15 protein-coding genes, 1 pseudogene and 1 other annotated feature are annotated in these 18,604 nt (G+C 32.7%); of the genes and pseudogenes, 15 read left to right on the top strand and 1 reads right to left on the bottom strand.

What is annotated here, in order from left to right; all coding sequences use genetic code 11:
- Nucleotides 1-9: 9 nt before the first annotated feature.
- The 11 genes from KA858_RS02255 (at nucleotide 10) to KA858_RS02205 (ending at nucleotide 12,062) form a co-directional block, all read left to right on the top strand.
- The gene (locus KA858_RS02255; protein WP_210134900.1) at nucleotides 10-933 is read left to right on the top strand and encodes a hypothetical protein; all 924 of its coding nucleotides are present in this window, start codon (nucleotides 10-12) and stop codon (nucleotides 931-933) included.
- Between the two features lie 159 nt (nucleotides 934-1,092).
- Nucleotides 1,093-2,397, top strand: coding sequence for a trigger factor (gene tig / locus KA858_RS02250; protein WP_210134899.1), 1,305 nt, complete (start codon nucleotides 1,093-1,095; stop codon nucleotides 2,395-2,397).
- A gap of 157 nt (nucleotides 2,398-2,554) precedes the next feature.
- Nucleotides 2,555-3,817 carry an ATP-dependent Clp protease ATP-binding subunit ClpX gene (clpX, locus tag KA858_RS02245; RefSeq protein ID WP_070854903.1) on the top strand — a complete coding sequence of 421 codons (1,263 nt, stop codon included), beginning with the start codon at nucleotides 2,555-2,557 and terminating at the stop codon, nucleotides 3,815-3,817.
- 206 nt (nucleotides 3,818-4,023) lie between these two features.
- Nucleotides 4,024-4,611, top strand: coding sequence for a ribosome biogenesis GTP-binding protein YihA/YsxC (gene yihA / locus KA858_RS02240; RefSeq protein WP_107629774.1), 588 nt, complete (start codon nucleotides 4,024-4,026; stop codon nucleotides 4,609-4,611).
- A gap of 170 nt (nucleotides 4,612-4,781) precedes the next feature.
- On the top strand, nucleotides 4,782-6,128 hold the full coding sequence (gene hemA, locus KA858_RS02235; RefSeq protein WP_210134898.1) for a glutamyl-tRNA reductase: 1,347 nt from the start codon (nucleotides 4,782-4,784) through the stop codon (nucleotides 6,126-6,128).
- Between the two features lie 21 nt (nucleotides 6,129-6,149).
- Nucleotides 6,150-6,962: a cytochrome C assembly family protein gene (locus tag KA858_RS02230; RefSeq protein ID WP_075108319.1), complete on the top strand. Its 813-nt coding sequence runs from the start codon at nucleotides 6,150-6,152 to the stop codon at nucleotides 6,960-6,962.
- A gap of 31 nt (nucleotides 6,963-6,993) precedes the next feature.
- Nucleotides 6,994-7,926, top strand: a complete 933-nt coding sequence (gene hemC / locus KA858_RS02225; protein WP_053029590.1) for a hydroxymethylbilane synthase — start codon at nucleotides 6,994-6,996, stop codon at nucleotides 7,924-7,926.
- A 26-nt stretch (nucleotides 7,927-7,952) separates the two neighbouring features.
- Nucleotides 7,953-8,633: a uroporphyrinogen-III synthase gene (locus tag KA858_RS02220; protein ID WP_210134897.1), complete on the top strand. Its 681-nt coding sequence runs from the start codon at nucleotides 7,953-7,955 to the stop codon at nucleotides 8,631-8,633.
- Nucleotides 8,623-9,597, top strand: coding sequence for a porphobilinogen synthase (gene hemB, locus KA858_RS02215; protein ID WP_070854909.1), 975 nt, complete (start codon nucleotides 8,623-8,625; stop codon nucleotides 9,595-9,597). Before KA858_RS02220 ends, hemB begins: the two co-directional genes overlap by 11 nt.
- Nucleotides 9,598-9,621: 24 nt before the next feature.
- Entirely contained in the window at nucleotides 9,622-10,905 is a 1,284-nt protein-coding gene (gene hemL / locus KA858_RS02210; RefSeq protein ID WP_210134896.1) for a glutamate-1-semialdehyde 2,1-aminomutase, read from the top strand.
- Between the two features lie 80 nt (nucleotides 10,906-10,985).
- Nucleotides 10,986-12,062, top strand: a complete 1,077-nt coding sequence (locus KA858_RS02205) for an AbrB family transcriptional regulator (RefSeq protein ID WP_210134895.1) — start codon at nucleotides 10,986-10,988, stop codon at nucleotides 12,060-12,062.
- 210 nt (nucleotides 12,063-12,272) lie between these two features.
- Here the strand turns inward: KA858_RS02205 and KA858_RS02200 are convergent, their stop codons facing one another.
- Nucleotides 12,273-12,827 (bottom strand): DNA-3-methyladenine glycosylase I, encoded by a 555-nt coding sequence (locus KA858_RS02200; RefSeq protein WP_210134894.1) that lies wholly within the window; start codon nucleotides 12,825-12,827, stop codon nucleotides 12,273-12,275.
- A 56-nt stretch (nucleotides 12,828-12,883) separates the two neighbouring features.
- Nucleotides 12,884-13,102, top strand: a binding site (T-box leader).
- A 44-nt stretch (nucleotides 13,103-13,146) separates the two neighbouring features.
- Here KA858_RS02200 and KA858_RS02195 point away from each other — a divergent pair.
- The 4 genes and pseudogenes from KA858_RS02195 to radC form a co-directional block, all read left to right on the top strand.
- Nucleotides 13,147-15,777, top strand: coding sequence for a valine--tRNA ligase (locus KA858_RS02195; protein WP_210134893.1), 2,631 nt, complete (start codon nucleotides 13,147-13,149; stop codon nucleotides 15,775-15,777).
- Nucleotides 15,778-15,788: 11 nt separating this feature from the next.
- On the top strand, nucleotides 15,789-17,051 hold the full coding sequence (locus KA858_RS02190) for a bifunctional folylpolyglutamate synthase/dihydrofolate synthase (protein ID WP_053029583.1): 1,263 nt from the start codon (nucleotides 15,789-15,791) through the stop codon (nucleotides 17,049-17,051).
- 192 nt (nucleotides 17,052-17,243) lie between these two features.
- Nucleotides 17,244-17,939 carry a prepilin peptidase gene (locus KA858_RS13055; RefSeq protein WP_481906461.1) on the top strand — a complete coding sequence of 232 codons (696 nt, stop codon included), beginning with the start codon at nucleotides 17,244-17,246 and terminating at the stop codon, nucleotides 17,937-17,939.
- A gap of 15 nt (nucleotides 17,940-17,954) precedes the next feature.
- Nucleotides 17,955-18,494: pseudogene (gene radC / locus KA858_RS02180) on the top strand (RadC family protein); the annotation flags it as partial.
- Nucleotides 18,495-18,604 lie beyond the last annotated feature (110 nt).

Here is an 18,604-nt window from a genome sequence, read left to right as displayed (position 1 = left end):
GGAGATGAAATGTCTGATATTATCCCTTTTCCGAAATTGCAACAAAAACTATATAAAGATATTAAAGTAGCACATAATAAGCAACAATATGAAATGCTATACCAATTATTTGAAAATTATGAGACTCAATTTGAATTAGACGAAACACTAGCTTTAATTAAATGTAATATGCTGTATCATTTAAATTCTTTTTTAGAGTTAAGAGAAGAGGCTATTGTACTCTTGAAAAGAGGGATTCAACAATATGATGAGTTAATGTTATATTACATCAAAGCGTTAAATGGTCTTGGACAGTACTATGAATCCGTCAATGTTATTAATCAGATCATAGATGAAGTTCAAAGTCATAAAACTAGAATGGCGCTATTCCCACTAAAAGAATATGCGCAATCACAGTTGAATGAAGCTAAACATATAACTAGTCAAATGTTGACTAAATTCAACACCTTGAACCTAAACGAACAAATTCAATTAATTCTTAAATTGATTGATAATGGCCACTATGAATTTAAAGAAACCATTGCCTTTTTGCTAGCCAATGAGGTAGAAGCAGATAATTTAAAAAGTTTAATGATCGAATTCTTAAGGTTTGCTGGATATCATTCAGCGATTTCGATAAATAAGATGGGTCACGCCATTAAAGTTATTCCATCTGAGCTTAATGGCCTAGAACATACTGAACTTAAAACTCAAGTTATTCCTAAAGTCATTGATCGTTTAGAGAATGGCGCACTAAACATCATAGATGAAGCCATACATGCAATGAATAACCATGCGATATTATTATATCCACTTAATATATATGAATTGTTTGATTATGAAGATTGGATTGTGGGATATGATGTTTACTTTAAATCAATGATTGGTATAGAAAGTACGGAAGCTAATTTAGACGTATTAAATTTAATTCATCAACTTGATGGTCAACTTTGAGCAAATTATTTTATAATATTAAATGAATTCGTTAAAGTTAGATTATTGAAATTTAAAAGTGTTTTAAAGCCCTATAAAAGACTGTTTGTGTCCGTATTGGACGTGTGCTATAATAGGGAAGTTGAAAAAATAAAAATGTAATCATGGAGGTATTTATACATGACAGCAACTTGGGAAAAAAAGGAAGGTAACGAAGGTTTATTAAAAGTTACAGTTCCAGCAGAAAAAGTAGACAAAGCATTAGATCAAGCATTTAAAAAAGTAGTTAAACAAATTAACGTGCCTGGTTTCCGTAAAGGTAAAGTGCCTCGTCCTATCTTTGAACAACGTTTCGGTGTAGAAGCATTATATCAAGATGCAGTAGACATTCTATTACCTGAAGCTTATGGTGAAGCGATTGATGAAACTGGTATTAATCCAGTAGCACAACCTGAAATTAATGTTACACAAATTGAAAAAGGTAAAGATTTCGAATTTGAAGCTACTGTAACGGTTGAACCAGAAGTTCAATTAGGTGATTACAAAGGTTTAGAAATTGAAAAACAAGATTCAGAATTAACTGATGAAGATTTACAAGAAGCGATTGACCACAGCTTAGGTCACTTAGCTGATATGGTAGTTAAAGAAGATGGCGCTGTTGAAAATGGTGATACAGTGAATATCGACTTTGATGGCTATGTAGACGGTGAACAATTTGAAGGTGGACAAGCAGACGGTTATGATCTTGAAATCGGTTCAGGTTCATTTATCCCTGGATTTGAAGATCAATTAGTAGGCGTTAAAACAGGTGAAGAAAAAGACGTAGTTGTTACATTCCCTGAAGAATACCATGCTGAAGAATTAGCTGGTAAAGAAGCTACTTTCAAAACAAAAGTAAATGAAATTAAATATAAAGAAGTACCAGAATTAGATGACGAAATCGCTAATGAATTAGATTCTGAAGCTAATAGTGTTGATGAATACAAAGAAAACTTACGTAAACGTTTATCAGAACAAAAAGCTGAAGAAGCTAAAAATGTAGAAAAAGAAGAAGCAATTAACAAAGCAACTGATAATGTAACAATCGATATTCCTCAAGCAATGATTGACACTGAATTAGATCGTATGATTCAAGAGTTTGGTCAAAGAATTCAACAACAAGGATTAGACTTACAAACTTATTTCCAAATTTCAGGTCAAGATGAGTCTCAATTAAGAGAACAAATGAAAGATGATGCTGAACAACGCATTAAAACAAACTTAACACTTTCAGCAATTGCAGATAAAGAAAATATTGAAGCAACTGATGAAGATATCGATAAAGAATTAGAAAAAATGAGTAAACAATTTAATATCTCTGTAGAAGATATTAAAAACACTTTAGGTAATACAGATATCATTAAAAATGATGTACGTATTCAAAAAGTTATTGACTTACTTAGAGACAATGCTAAATACGCTGAATCTACAAAAGAAGACAAATAATAATTCATTGTTAAATTAATAATTAAAATTTAAAGTAGCAGGTGCATCAATATATGTAACCTGCTACTCTATGTTTTAAGCATTTTAGTTGTTAACCATGAATTTGCATTGTAGAATGCTATCTAGTATAGTCGTTTAAGAATAGAGGTGTAAATGAATGTTTAAATTCAATGAAGATGAAGAAAATTTAAAATGTTCTTTCTGTGGTAAGGACCAAGACCAAGTTAAGAAATTAGTCGCAGGAAGTGGCGTATATATCTGTAATGAGTGTATCGAATTATGTTCAGAAATTGTGGAAGAAGAGTTGGCTCAAACGACTTCTGAAGAATTTACTGAACTGCCTACACCGAAAGAAATTATGGATCATTTAAATGAATATGTTATTGGTCAAGAAAAAGCTAAAAAATCTTTAGCAGTAGCTGTATATAATCACTACAAACGAATTCAACAATTAGGACCTAATGAAGACGAAGTCGAGTTACAAAAAAGTAACATTGCGTTAATAGGACCAACTGGTAGCGGTAAAACTTTACTCGCACAAACATTAGCCAAAACGTTAAACGTCCCATTTGCAATTGCAGATGCTACAAGTTTAACAGAAGCTGGCTACGTTGGTGATGACGTAGAGAATATTCTATTACGATTAATTCAAGCAGCTGACTTTGATATTGATAAAGCTGAAAAAGGTATTATCTATGTTGATGAGATTGATAAGATTGCTCGAAAATCTGAAAATACGTCTATTACACGTGATGTATCTGGTGAAGGTGTTCAACAAGCTTTACTTAAAATTCTTGAAGGCACGACTGCTAGCGTGCCACCACAAGGTGGACGTAAACACCCAAACCAAGAATTAATCCAAATTGATACAACGAATATCTTATTCATTTTAGGTGGTGCGTTTGATGGCATCGATGAAGTTATTAAACGTCGCTTAGGTGAAAAAGTAATTGGATTTGCAAGTAATGAGGCGGATAAATATGATGAAGAAGCATTGTTAGAACAAATTCGCCCAGAAGATTTACAATCATATGGTTTGATTCCTGAGTTTATCGGACGTGTGCCAATTGTTGCTAACTTAGAAACATTAGATGTAGAGGCGCTTAAAAATATTTTAACGCAACCTAAGAACGCTTTAGTAAAACAATATACTAAAATGTTAGAACTTGATAATGTCGAGTTAGAATTTACAGAAGAAGCATTAGCTGCTGTAAGTGAAAAAGCAATTGAACGTAAAACAGGTGCACGTGGCTTACGTTCTATTATTGAAGAAGCATTAATTGATATCATGTATGATGTGCCATCATCAGAAGATGTAACTAAAGTCGTAATTACAGATAAAACAATTAATGATGAAGTTGAACCAGAACTATATGACGCTGAAGGCAACTTATTGAATGATAGTAAAACATCTGCTTAATTAAATATATTGCTTAATATGCTTTAATGATTCACAGTCACTAGTGTTAAAGAAATTCAAGACAATTATAAATTGGAGTGGGACCTCGAATTCAATTTGAATTCCGTTCCACTCTTTTTTTATTTTGAGTAATTGTTTGTTTAGAAATATCACAATATATATTATAATGAAACAGTTAAAAATAATTCTAAAAGAGAGGATAATCTATGAATATTAACCCTAATAATATTGATTTAATTATTAGTGCAGTTCAAGAAGCACAGTATCCAGATACAGGTTTATCTGAAGTAGCGTTAAGCGGACGTTCAAATGTCGGTAAATCCTCATTTATAAATAGTATGATAGGTAGAAAAAATATGGCACGTACGTCACAACAACCAGGGAAAACACAAACATTAAATTTCTTTAATATTGATGATCAATTAATATTTGTTGATGTACCTGGATATGGATATGCAAAAGTAAGTAAATCTCAACGTGAGAAATTTGGTAAAATGATAGAAGAGTATCTAACTAAAAGAGAAAGTTTAAAGTTAGTTATTCAATTAGTTGACTTACGCCACAATCCTACGGAAGATGATGTTTTAATGTATAATTATTTAAAACATTTTGATATTCCTACTTTAGTCATCTGTACTAAAGAGGACAAGATTGCTAAAGGCAAAGTTCAAAAGCACATCAAAAATATTAAAGAAAAATTAGATTTAGATCCTGATGACACGATCATTAGTTACTCATCAATTCAAAATACTAAACAACAGCAAATATGGGATTTAATTGCTAATTATTTATAATCATTACAATCTAAACAAAGATGAAACTTTTGTTTAGATTGTTTTATGTTTAAAGTGTCAAAATTTTGACTTTAAATTAGAATCTTTCTAATTTGTTTGAGCAATCAACTTAAAATCGTTAAATTATGTGTTATACTAACAGTATTGTTAGTATTTGGAGGGCGTTATAAATGCATTTTATTGCTTTAAGTATAAATCATCGCACTGCCGATGTAGCACTTAGAGAGCAAGTCGCTTTTAGAGATGATGCCTTACGATTAGCCCATGAAGATTTGTTCGAAACTAAATCTATTTTAGAGAACGTTATTCTATCTACATGTAATCGTACTGAAGTATATGCCATAGTTGATCAAATCCATACAGGTCGTTATTATATACAAAGATTTTTAGCGCGTTCATTTGGATTTGAAGTAGATGATATAAAACAAATGTCAGAAGTTAAAGTGGGGGACGAAGCAGTTGAACATTTACTGCGTGTCACTTCTGGCTTAGATTCTATTGTACTGGGTGAAACACAAATTCTTGGACAAATGAGAGACGCATTCTTTTTAGCTCAAGATCTTCAAACAACTGGTACAATGTTCAATCATTTATTTAAGCAGGCTATTACATTTGCTAAAAAAGCGCATAATGAAACTGATATAGCAGATAATGCTGTTAGTGTTTCATATGCTGCGGTTGAATTAGCTAAAAAGGTATTTGGTAAACTAAAAGGTAAACAAGCTATCATCATAGGTGCAGGGGAAATGAGTGAGTTATCACTTTTAAATTTATTAGGTTCAGGTATTGATGATATTACTGTTGTAAATCGAACTGAAACTAATGCGTATAAATTAGCAAACAAGCACGGCGTGAATTATAATACACTTGAGTCATTACCAACTCTATTGACTGATGCGGATATTGTTATCAGTTCAACAAGTTCACCAGATTTTATTGTTACAAAATCTATGATAGAAGATGTCAATCTTCAAAGAAAAGCTTCATCATTACTGTTAATTGATATTGCAGTTCCTAGAGATATTGAACCAGATATTAACATTAGTGAGAATATATTCAGTTATGATGTGGATGACCTTAAAGGTTTAGTTGATGCAAACTTACGAGAACGTCAAATGGCTGCAGATTTTATAGCTAGTCAGATTCCTGATGAAGTACAAGCACATAACGATTGGGTGAATATGTTAGGCGTTGTACCTGTTATTAGAGCGTTACGTGAAAAAGCAATGACAATCCAATCAGAAACGATGGATAGTATTGACAGAAAGCTTCCTAATCTTACAGATAGAGAACGTACAATAATTTCGAAACACACTAAAAGTATTATCAATCAAATGTTGAAAGATCCAATAAAACAGGCTAAAGAATTGAGTAATGATAAGAGAAGTAATGAAAAATTAGAGCTATTTCAAAACATATTTGATATTGATGCTGAAGATCCTTACGAACATATTAAAGCGCGTAAAGTACAAAAAGAAAAAGAAATGTCTATCCGTCATATCTTTAGTTTTGAATAAGCATATTTATATGGTGATAATATGCAAGAGACCCTGTTTATTAGATTTCATGAAATAATATTAATTATATATTTAATTAGTATTCTCTGTTATTTTATTGACTTCGTAAAAAAGAGTCATAAAATTAGACAATTGGGAATTTATACATTAGGGATTGTTTGGATATTACAAACAATCTCTTTGTCTGTTTATATCACTTCACATAATAGAATTCCATTAAGTTCGTTATTTGATGTATTTTTCTTTTTATCGTGGATAATCATATGTATTGCACTGATTTTAAATGTTGTTAAAGTATTAAGTTTTTCTGTGTTCTTTCTTAATGTAATAGGATTTATCTTATTAATGATGAATACGTTTCAACCTGAACATTATTCAACAAACGTGCAACGGGTTGCAGTTATTAATGAATTATTGTTAGTGCATATTGGATTAGCAGTATTAAGTTATGCATTTTTTGCCTTAGCTTTTGTTAATTCGTTGCTTTATATTATTCAGTACCGAAATTTGAGAGAGAAGAATTTTGATCAAAAGTATTTTAGGATTGGTAGCGTAGCTACACTTGAAACCGTTGTGTTCTACTCATCTTTAGGTGGATTCATCATCTTAATTTTAAGTGTTATCCTAGGTGCTCAGTGGGGCGTGTATGCCATAGGTCATAGTATCTTTGCTGACCCTAAAGTGGTATTATCGTCAATTATTACTATTTTCTACGCTATTTATTTAATAAGTCGTATCAATCACTGGTTTAAAACAATTTATTTAATCTACTTTAACATTGTGTTATTTTGCTTATGTATGGTTAATTTATTTTTTACAACGCATTTCACTTAAATTTTTTAAATGTCATTAGGAGGCAACAAGTATGCGCAAATTAGTTGTAGGCTCACGTAGAAGTAAACTTGCTTTAACACAGAGCCAACAATTTATCGATAAGTTAAAAGAAGTGGATCCAACTCTAGAAATTGAAATTAAAGAGATTGTCACAAAAGGTGATCGCATTGTAAACAAACAACTATCTAAAGTTGGTGGTAAAGGGCTATTCGTCAAAGAGATTCAGCAAGAACTTTTTGATAAAGATATCGACATGGCGATTCACTCACTTAAAGATGTGCCAAGCATTATACCTGAAGGTTTAACATTAGGTTGTATTCCAGATAGGGAAGTACCGTTTGATGCTTATATTTCAAAAAATCATGTTCCATTACATGAATTACCAGACGGTAGTATAATTGGAACAAGTTCGTTAAGACGTGGTGCTCAAATTTTATCTAAATATCCTAATTTAGAAATAAAATGGATAAGAGGTAATATTGACACGCGCCTTCATAAACTTGAAACTGAAGATTATGATGCCATTATTTTAGCTGCTGCTGGATTGAGACGCATGGGTTGGTCAGATGACATTGTTACAACGTATTTAGATAAAGACGTTTTATTACCAGCTATCGGCCAAGGTGCATTAGGTATTGAATGTCGTAGTGATGATACCGAGTTATTAGAATTATTACAGAAAGTCCATAATCAATCTGTAGCAGACTGTGTTACTGCTGAAAGAACATTCCTTTCGGCTATGGATGGAAGTTGCCAAGTACCCATTGGTGGTTATGCCACAAACAAAGAAAATGGGGAAATTGAATTTACTGGGCTCATTATGACGCCAGATGGCTCAGAAAGATATGAACATACAGAAGTTGGTAGCAATCCAATTGATTTAGGTGAAAAAGTCAGTCGTGTATTAAAAGAACAAGGCGCTTATGACATCATAAAAAAATTAAACGAAGAACAATCGCATTAAACCAAATTTTAGAGGTGTAATGAATTATGAAACCAGTTGTAGTTATGACGCAATCGAGTGAATTTAATAGTGATTTAGTTGACATAGTGCATAAGCCATTTATTGAAATTCAATCACTTGAATTTGACACTCAAGTTTTGCATCATAATTATGACTGGATTATTTTTTCCTCTAAAAATGCGGTTCGATTATTTTATCAATATTTGAATCAAGTAGATGTTAACTTTGTAGCAGTTATTGGCAAGAAAACAGCAGAACTATGTGAAACGTTAAATATTAATGTGGACTTTGTTCCTGATGATTACTCTCAAGAAGGGTTGTTAGAACAGTTTAAACAAGAAAATCAATCTATTTTAATACCAAGTAGTGCTATGGCACGACCTAAACTTCAACAAACGTTAGCACAAACTAATAATGTGACCAAAATCGATTTATATGAACCTATTGCGAATGATAGAAATATTAGTGAAGTGATTCAACAAGTCGAAAGTCATAAGATTGATGCTATAACGTTTTCAAGTTCTTCTGCTGTAAACGCATATATTAAGCATAATGTGCCGAAACAGTTTGATAACTATTTTGCAATAGGAAAGCAAACTGCAAACACATTACATCAACATGGTTTAAATTCATTGGTAGCAGATAAACAAACTTCAGAATCGCTCATAAATAAAATTATTGAAAGTTGGTATAATAATGAAATTTGATAGACATAGACGATTACGTTCATCAGAATCAATGCGTAATTTAGTTAGAGAAAATCATGTTAGAAAAGAAGATTTAATTTACCCAATATTTGTAGTTGAAAAAGATGATGTAAAAAGTGAAATAAAATCACTTCCTGGCGTTTATCAAATCAGTTTAAATTTGTTAGATGATGAAATTAATGAGGCATATGACTTAGGTATAAGAGCGATTATGTTCTTTGGTGTACCGAATGCTAAAGATGATGTAGGTTCAGGTGCATATGATCATAATGGCATTATTCAAGAAGCGACTAGAAAAGCCAAAGCATTGCATCAAGATTTATTAATCGTTGCAGATACATGTTTATGTGAATATACAGACCACGGTCATTGCGGTGTTATTGATGAGCATACGCATGATGTAGATAATGATAAATCCTTACCATTGCTTGTTAGAACGGCCCTTTCACAAGTTGAAGCAGGTGCTGATATTATTGCACCAAGTAATATGATGGATGGTTTTGTCGCTGAAATTCGAAAAGGCTTGGATGACGCAGGTTATTATAATGTTCCAATTATGAGTTATGGCATTAAATACGCATCAAGCTTCTTTGGACCATTCAGAGATGCGGCAGACTCTGCACCGTCATTTGGAGATAGAAAAACATATCAAATGGATCCTGCAAATCGTTTAGAAGCATTCCGTGAACTTGAAAGTGACTTAAAAGAAGGCGCAGATATGATGATTGTAAAACCTGCCTTAAGTTACTTAGATATTGTTAGAGATGTTAAAAATAATACAAATATTCCTGTTATCGCTTATAATGTTAGTGGTGAATATGCGATGACGAAAGCTGCAGCTCAAAATGGTTGGATTGATGAAGAACGTGTTGTTATGGAACAAATGGTTTCTATGAAACGCGCTGGCGCAGATATGATTATTACTTACTTTGCTAAAGACATTTGTCGTTATTTAGATAAATAAAATAACTAGTAGGAGGACTTTGATATGGGTTACGAGAAATCGATAGAGGCTATGCAAGTTGCTGAAAATCTAATGCCAGGTGGTGTTAATAGCCCTGTAAGAGCATTTAAATCTGTAGATACACCAGCAATTTTTATGGATCATGCTAAAGGATCAAGAATTTATGATATTGATGGCAATGAATATATTGATTATGTATTAAGTTGGGGGCCATTAATTCTAGGACATAAGAATGAACAAGTCATTAAGAAACTTCATGAAGCTGTAGATAGAGGCACAAGTTTTGGTGCATCTACTTTAGAGGAAAATAAACTTGCTGAATTAGTTATCGAACGCGTGCCATCAATTGAAAAGGTACGTATGGTTTCGTCTGGAACTGAAGCAACATTAGCAGCTTTACGATTGGCTCGTGGTTATACAGGACGTAATAAGATCGTTAAATTTGAAGGATGTTATCACGGCCATAGTGATTCATTATTAATTAAAGCGGGTTCTGGTGTAGCAACACTTGGCTTACCTGATTCACCTGGTGTACCTGAAGGCACTGCTAAAAATACAATCACCGTTCCTTATAATGATCTTGATGCAATTAAAGTTGCATTTGAGAATTACGGGGATGATATAGCTGGGATTATTGTAGAGCCTGTTGCAGGTAATATGGGTGTTGTTCCACCTAAAGATGGATTTTTACAAGGATTACGTGATATTACAAATGATTATAGTGCACTTCTTATTTTTGATGAGGTTATGACAGGTTTCCGAGTAGGATACAATTGTGCACAAGGTTACTTTGGTATTACACCAGATCTTACTTGCTTAGGTAAAGTTATCGGTGGCGGACTACCAGTAGGTGCTTTTGGTGGTAAAAAAGAAATAATGGATAAAATTGCGCCAGTAGGTAATATTTATCAAGCAGGAACACTTTCAGGTAACCCGTTAGCGATGACAAGTGGTTATGAAACATTAAGTCAATTAACACCTGAGTCATATGAATATTTCCAAGAATTAGGTGATATGTTAGAAGAGGGACTTAAAAAAGTCTTCAGTAAACATAACGTCCCAATCACTATAAATAGAGCTGGTTCTATGATTGGATACTTCTTAAATGAAGGACCTGTCACTAATTTTGAAGAAGCAAATAAAAGTGATTTAGAACGATTTAGTCAAATGTATCGTGAAATGGCAAAAGAAGGGGTATTCTTACCACCATCTCAATTTGAAGGTACTTTCTTATCTACAGCACATAGTAAAGAAGACATTGAAAAAACCATCCAAGCATTTGATACTGCTCTAAGTCGTATTGTATAATGTTATGAAATAGAATGAGGTTAGGACTTTCAACTCGATGATGTCTTAACCTCATTTTTAATGAAAGAAGTGGATGCATAATGAAAAAAATATGGATCAATAACTTTATTCTTTTAGTGACAGCAATTGTAATAAGCTTGATACTGCATGTTGCACATATTCTTTTACCATTTATGTTTGGTCCTATTATTGCATCAATAATTGTCATTAAAGTATTTAAATTAGAGGTTAAATGGCCTTTTTGGTTCAGTCAGATTGGACTTATTTTATTAGGTGTTCAAATTGGATCGACATTCACGACTGAAGTGCTTCACGATATCAATGATGATTGGCTGACAATTATTATTGTTACACTATTACTCATCATTTTATCGCTACTGATAGCATTCTTTTTTAAGAAAATAGCAAATGTTAACACTGAAACGGCGATATTAAGTGTTATACCCGGTGCATTAAGTCAAATGTTGATCATGGCTGAGGAAAATAAAAATGCAAATATACTCGTGGTGAGTTTAACGCAAACGTCTCGAGTCATTTTTGTAGTGATATTAGTACCAATGATTTCATATTTCTTTAGTAGCCATGGTGATAATGGAGTAACGCCTTTGAAAGCACCACCATTAACAGAAGTACTTAACTTATCGCAAGTAGTATTACTCATGTGTTGTATTGCCATTGTCTATAGTTTTATGGCGAAAATTAATTTTCCTACTAAACAATTATTAGCGCCTATATTAGTTTTGGTTATTTGGAATTTGTCGACACAACACATATTTACATTGGATAACTATATCCTTGCTTCTGCACAAGTGATATATATGATTAGAATCGGACTACAGATTGCCAATTTACTCTCAGATTTAAAAGGTCGTATTGCCGTAGCTATTATTTATCAAAATGTCTTTTTAATCATTGGATCATTTATCATGGTATATATTGTGCATCTGTTTACAAATAATAATATTAATGAATTATTTTTAGGTGGGGCGCCGGGAGGTATGAGTCAAATTGTTTTAGTCGCAGTGGCAACTGGGGCAGATGTGGCAATGATTTCTAGTTTCCATATATTTAGAATCTTTTTTATTTTATTTGTAGTAGCACCTATCATTGGCTATTTCTTACGTGGTGGTATATCGAAATTTCTGAAAAAAAGATGAGATTGGGTCAAAATAGTTAGATAATACTACTTGGTAAATTTACAGTAGCCGATTGATCTGAAAAGACGCTTAAATCAAACGTTTAACAAACCTAGTTATCCTTGCTAGCGGGGTCCTAGCAAAGTGAATGTCATCATAAAAAGCTACAAGCTAAGCAAGCTAGGGCGGGACGATAAATATATTTTATTTCTGTTCCGCCCCATATTAATTTTATGAAGGTTTAGATGGGCATCCTTTTAAATGAGCGTCATATAACCCAGCCGCTTCCAAAAATGAAAATACGGTTACTGGACCAAGAAACTTAAAGCCATATTTTTTTAAGTCTTTAGACAATTGCTTAGCACGATCATCTACGGTTAGTCTTTCCGAAGCATTTGTGTAGTTTAAATCAATTGGTTTGTGATTTACATAAGACCATAGAAAGTGGCTAAAGCTACCATAGTCATTTTCTATTTCAAAATAACCTTTGGCTTGTGACACAATGGCTTCTAACTTTTTACGATTATGAACAATATTTGGAAATTCCATTAATGCATCAATATCACTTGGTGTCATTTGTGCAATTTTGCTTGGTTCGAAGTTGTAAAATGCTTCTTCATATGAGTGTTTCTTTTTTAAAATGGTTAACCAAGATAAACCTGCATGTTGAGATTCTAAAGCCATTAGTTTAAATAAAGCTTTACTATCATATATAGGTTGTCCCCAGACATTGTCATGATAATCTAAGTAAGTCGGGTCTGTTGTGCTAAACGCACATTCATTCATAAATATACCTCCAAGAGATTGACTTATCACGATTTCCATTATACTATAATTAAGTAATGAAATATATTATTGGGAAGAGTAAGTTTGAATGATAGCACAGAGAGCATATGGTCGGTGTAAATATGTATAACATTCAATCTGAAGGTAGCCCACTAGAACTTTTATTGAACAATTAATAAGTAGATAAAAGCGTGTTTGAGCGTTAATCAAATTAAGTGCAAGTATATGGATATATGCTTGAATTTAGGTGGTACCACGGAACATCCGTCCTATGTTATTTAGGAGGATGTTTTTTTAATTATTAGGAGGTTTTTAATCGATGAACATGGAGCCTAAGTATAATCCACGCGAAGTTGAGGCTGGGCGTTATGAAGAATGGGTAAAGAGTGGTTATTTCAAACCCTCAGAAGACAAATCAAAAGAAACATATACAATTGTAATTCCACCACCCAATGTAACAGGTAAATTACATCTTGGACATGCATGGGATACAACGTTACAAGATATCATTACGCGAATGAAACGTATGCAAGGCTATGACACTTTATATTTACCTGGTATGGATCATGCTGGTATTGCTACTCAAGCTAAGGTAGATGCTAAATTAAAAGAACAAGGCATTTCTCGTCATGATATTGGGCGTGAAAAGTTCTTAGAACATGCATGGTCATGGAAAGAGGAATACGCATCATTTATTCGCCAACAATGGGCTAAATTAGGTTTAGGACTTGATTATAGTCGAGAACGATTTACTTTGGATGATGGATTAAGTAAAGCAGTTAGAAAAGTCTTTGTTGACTTATACAACAAAGGTATCATCTATCGTGGAGAACGTATTATTAACTGGGATCCCGAAGCTCGAACTGCGCTATCAGATATTGAAGTCATTCATGAAGACGTTCAAGGTCATTTTTATCATTTTAAATATCCTTATGCTGATGGAGAAGGGTATATTGAAATCGCAACAACAAGACCTGAAACAATGTTAGGAGATACTGCTATAGTAGTAAATCCAAATGATGACCGCTATAAAGATGTAATTGGAAAGACAGTTATATTACCTATTGTAGGTCGTGAATTACCAATATTAGCTGATGAATATGTTGATATTGATTTTGGTAGTGGAGCTATGAAAGTTACACCTGCACACGATCCAAATGACTTTGAAATTGGACAACGACATGAGTTAGAAAATATTATAGTCATGGATGAAAATGGTAAAATGAACGATAAAGCTGGTAAATATGCTGGTTTAGATCGCTTCGAATGCCGTAAACAGCTAGTTGAAGACTTAAAAGCGCAAGATTTAGTTATTAAAATTGAAGAACACGTTCACTCAGTTGGGCATTCTGAACGTTCTGGTGCTATTGTTGAGCCGTACTTATCTACGCAATGGTTTGTAAAAATGAAACCACTAGCACAACGTTCACTTGATAATCAAAAAACGGATGACCGTATTGATTTTTATCCACCACGTTTTGAGAATACTTTCAATCGCTGGATGGAAGAAATTAGAGACTGGACGATTTCTAGACAATTATGGTGGGGACACCAAATTCCTGCATGGTATCATAAAGAAACAGGAGATATTTATGTTGGAGAAGAAGCACCTAAAGACATTGATAATTGGGAGCAAGATGAGGATGTATTAGATACTTGGTTCTCAAGTGCGTTATGGCCGTTCTCAACTTTAGGTTGGCCAAATATTGATGCCGACGATTACAAACGCTACTATCCTACGAATGCGTTAGTAACGGGATATGACATTATCTTTTTCTGGGTTGCGAGAATGATATTCCAAGGTCTGGAATTTACAGATAGAAGACCATTCAATGATGTTTTACTTCATGGATTAGTTCGAGCTGAAGACGGCCGGAAAATGAGTAAGTCTTTAGGTAATGGTGTAGACCCTATGGATGTTATTGAAGAATATGGGGCAGACAGTCTCAGATATTTCCTAGCAACAGGATCATCACCTGGTCATGATTTACGTTACTCTACTGAAAAAGTAGAATCTGTTTGGAATTTCATTAATAAAATTTGGAACGGTGCACGTTTCAGTTTAATGAATATTGGAGAAGAATTTAAATTTGAAGATATCGATTTAAGTGGTAATTTATCACTAGCAGATAAATGGATACTAACTCGCTTAAACGAAACGATAGAAACAGTTACAAACTTAAGCGAGAAATACGAATTTGGTGAAGTTGGTCGAGCATTATATAACTTCATTTGGGATGAATTCTGTGATTGGTACATTGAAATGAGTAAAATCCCAATGAATGGTGATGATGAGGTACAAAAACAAACAACACGTTCTGTTTTAAGTTACACACTTGATCAAACGATGAGAATGTTACATCCATTCATGCCATTTGTCACTGAGAAGATATGGCAAAGTCTTCCGCATGAAGGAGAAACAATTGTAAAAGCATCATGGCCAACTGTTAAAGAAGAATATATCTTTGAAGATAGTAAACAAACGATGCAACAATTAGTTGAAATCATCAAATCTGTAAGACAATCACGTGTTGAAGTGAATACACCACTTTCAAAAGCTATTCCTATTTTCATTCAAGCTAAAGATGAAAATATTAAAGCAACACTTATTGAAAATGCAGATTATATTCATAAATTCTGTAATCCAAGCGAATTAACGATAGATACACATATTGATATACCAGAAAAAGCGATGACTGCAGTAGTAGTTGCTGGTAAAGTTGTATTGCCTTTAGAAGGTTTAATCGATATGGATAAAGAAATTGCACGCTTAGAAAAAGAATTAGATAAATTACAAAAAGAACTAGATCGTGTTGATAAAAAATTATCTAATGAAAATTTTGTTAATAAAGCGCCTGAAAAAATCATCAACGAAGAAAAAGAAAAACAACAACGTTATCAAGAAAAATATGATGGTGTGAAAAACAGAATTGAACAATTAAAAGCATAGGAGAATCGCCAATGAATTACCTAGAGAGTTTGTATTGGATACATGAGAGAACTAAATTTGGTATCAAACCCGGTGTAAAACGTATGGAATGGATGCTAGATCGTTTGAATAATCCTCAATTAAATATCAGAGGCATACATGTTGGTGGTACAAATGGTAAAGGCTCAACTGTCGCTTATATAAGAGCCGCTTTAGTTGAAAATGGTTATGAAGTAGGAACGTTCACTTCTCCATTTATTGAAACGTTCAACGAAAGAATCAGTTTAAATGGACTTCCAATTACAAATGATGAAATTGTTGAATTAGTTGAAATAGTTAAACCAATTAGTGAAGCTTTAGAACAAGAAACAGAATTAGGTGGCGCTACTGAATTTGAAATCATCACAACGATGATGTTCGTTTACTTTGGTCAAATCCATCCAGTTGATTTTGTTGTCGTTGAAGCGGGATTAGGTATAAAAAATGATTCCACTAATGTGTTTAATCCAATTCTCTCAGTACTTACAAGTATAGGATTAGATCATACAGATATATTAGGTAACACATATTTAGATATTGCAAAAGATAAAGGTGCAATTATCAAGCCGAATACACCTGTCATTTATGCTGTTAAGAATGAGGAAGCACTTAAATATATCCGTGATCTTGCAGAGAGTACTGAAGCAAAACCTATTGAACTTGATCGTGAAATCGTTGTGGTCTCACAAGATGATGAATTTACTTACCGATATAAAGATTATGAGCTCGAAACAATTATTCTTAATATGCTTGGAGAACATCAAAAAGAAAACGCATCTCTTGCCATTACTGCACTGATAGAACTTTACGAGCAAGATGTTATCACTTTGGATTTTAATAAGATGATTGATGCAATTGAGAGTGTTACATGGACTGGTCGCATTGAACAAGTCAAAGAGAATCCATTAATGATTATCGATGGTGCGCATAATAATGAAAGTATTGAAGCGCTAATTGATACTATCAAAAATTATTATGACAATGAAAAAATGGATATTCTTTTCTCAGCCATAAAAGGTAAACCGGTTCACGGTATGCTTAATAAACTTGAAGAAATATCAAATCACTTATATTTCACTGAATTTGATTTCCCTAAAGCACTAACTAAAGAGGAATTGTCCGAACAAGTAAATTTAGAAAATATTGAATTCATCGATGACTATGTGTCGTTCATAAAGAATTACGATGGTGACGGGCTATTAATTACCGGTAGTTTGTATTTTATAAGTGAAGTAAAAAGTAATACTGAGTTTTAAATTTATAGTAGTTTATTCCCAAGTTGTCTAGGTGACTAAAAATACCTAGTTGACTTGGGAATTTTAGTTATAACGATAATTTGAAAAACCGCTTCAATTATTCCCTGTTTTTTAAATACTATATATTATTTATAATATAAATCGTACAACTTATTTACTTTTAAAGGGGAAGCGTTATACTTATTATAGGTGATGCTAGTGCTAATAACGTCTTTTGTTTGCAGTGTTCTCTTTAGTTTTTTATATCAACTGACAAATATGACGCAATTGAAATTCAATTATCTAACCATGCGTTCTAAATGCGATTATTGTGACTCGAAATTACAATGGTTTGTTCTAATACCTATACTTAGCTTTTTTATTTTAAGAGGGAACACCGATTGTTGTCACAATAAGTTAAAACGTCATTATATTATAGGAGAATGCTTATCGTTTATACTGATTCCGATAATTATTTACTTCGGCGTCCAAGTGCATTTATCCCTTTTTATTACCACGTATTTATTTTTACTGACCATGGCACTTTATGATATCGAAACATTATCCATTAATGTATTTATGTTAATTCTCTTCGCGATAGTGTGTACGGCACACTCAATATTTTATTTTTCCACATTTATTATTTTTTTCTTCATATTACATGTATTTTATTTTTTATCCCCTAAACATATAGGCTACGGTGATATACTACTTTTAACCATTTTATCCTGCTTTTTCCCTTATCATTTTTACGTAATATTTTTACTCTTTACGCTTTTTATTGCTATTATCGTATCTTCAGTTTTACTCATCATAAAACAGCAAACGTATATTCCATTTGTACCATTTATGTTTATTGGATTTATATTTGCAAGCTGTTTATACCATTCCACACTAATGTATTTATAGAAAGGTTGATAATTATTGAGAATTAAAAGTATGGCAAAGTCTGAATTACCTAGAGAGCGACTCATACATAATGGAGAGAAAAGTTTATCTAATAGTGAGTTGTTGGCAATTCTTATTAATACAGGAAGGCAAGGATTTTCAAGTATAGATATTGCCAATGAATTAATCATACGTTTTGATGGTTTAAAAGCGCTCAAACATTTATCAATAAATGACTTTACAAAAATTAAAGGAATAGGATTATATAAAGCAGTCATTCTTAAAGCTGCTTTTGAACTAGGTGAGAGAATGTATGCTAGAGACCTCAGTGAAAAGATTAAAATAACATCTCCAAGTGACGTTGCAGATATTATGATGTCAAAGATGAAAGATTTGACTCAAGAACATTTTGTTGTACTCTTATTAAATTCTAAAAATATTGTGATTAAAGAAGAAACAATTTATAAAGGAACATTGAATGCATCCGTTATTCATCCACGAGAAGTCTTTAAAGCAGCTATTAGAGCATCTAGTAATGCCATTATCGTATTACACAACCATCCTTCTGGTGATGTCTTAAACGTAGTATACTAATCTATAGTACTTAAAGTATTTAAAGAAAGTATAATGGATGATATACTACTTTGAGTACATTATATCAATAGGAGAAATATAAAGTATATAAA

The sequence above is a fragment of the Staphylococcus sp. GDX8P80P genome, from assembly GCF_017893095.1.
Lineage (GTDB): Bacteria > Bacillota > Bacilli > Staphylococcales > Staphylococcaceae > Staphylococcus > Staphylococcus borealis.
The sequence above is the reverse complement of the archived record's forward strand: the minus strand, read 5'-3'. Positions and strand labels throughout refer to the sequence as shown.

What these genes read in the sequence shown, in the direction of transcription:
- KA858_RS02255 (WP_210134900.1), top strand. Translation starts at nt 10, where the DNA reads ATGTCTGATATTATCCCTTTTCCGAAATTGCAACAAAAACTATATAAA.
- tig (WP_210134899.1), top strand. Translation starts at nt 1,093, where the DNA reads ATGACAGCAACTTGGGAAAAAAAGGAAGGTAACGAAGGTTTATTAAAA.
- clpX (WP_070854903.1), top strand. Translation starts at nt 2,555, where the DNA reads ATGTTTAAATTCAATGAAGATGAAGAAAATTTAAAATGTTCTTTCTGT.
- yihA (WP_107629774.1), top strand. Translation starts at nt 4,024, where the DNA reads ATGAATATTAACCCTAATAATATTGATTTAATTATTAGTGCAGTTCAA.
- hemA (WP_210134898.1), top strand. Translation starts at nt 4,782, where the DNA reads ATGCATTTTATTGCTTTAAGTATAAATCATCGCACTGCCGATGTAGCA.
- KA858_RS02230 (WP_075108319.1), top strand. Translation starts at nt 6,150, where the DNA reads ATGCAAGAGACCCTGTTTATTAGATTTCATGAAATAATATTAATTATA.
- hemC (WP_053029590.1), top strand. Translation starts at nt 6,994, where the DNA reads ATGCGCAAATTAGTTGTAGGCTCACGTAGAAGTAAACTTGCTTTAACA.
- KA858_RS02220 (WP_210134897.1), top strand. Translation starts at nt 7,953, where the DNA reads ATGAAACCAGTTGTAGTTATGACGCAATCGAGTGAATTTAATAGTGAT.
- hemB (WP_070854909.1), top strand. Translation starts at nt 8,623, where the DNA reads ATGAAATTTGATAGACATAGACGATTACGTTCATCAGAATCAATGCGT.
- hemL (WP_210134896.1), top strand. Translation starts at nt 9,622, where the DNA reads ATGGGTTACGAGAAATCGATAGAGGCTATGCAAGTTGCTGAAAATCTA.
- KA858_RS02205 (WP_210134895.1), top strand. Translation starts at nt 10,986, where the DNA reads ATGAAAAAAATATGGATCAATAACTTTATTCTTTTAGTGACAGCAATT.
- KA858_RS02200 (WP_210134894.1), bottom strand. Translation starts at nt 12,827, where the DNA reads ATGAATGAATGTGCGTTTAGCACAACAGACCCGACTTACTTAGATTAT.
- KA858_RS02195 (WP_210134893.1), top strand. Translation starts at nt 13,147, where the DNA reads ATGAACATGGAGCCTAAGTATAATCCACGCGAAGTTGAGGCTGGGCGT.
- KA858_RS02190 (WP_053029583.1), top strand. Translation starts at nt 15,789, where the DNA reads ATGAATTACCTAGAGAGTTTGTATTGGATACATGAGAGAACTAAATTT.
- KA858_RS13055 (WP_481906461.1), top strand. Translation starts at nt 17,244, where the DNA reads ATGCTAGTGCTAATAACGTCTTTTGTTTGCAGTGTTCTCTTTAGTTTT.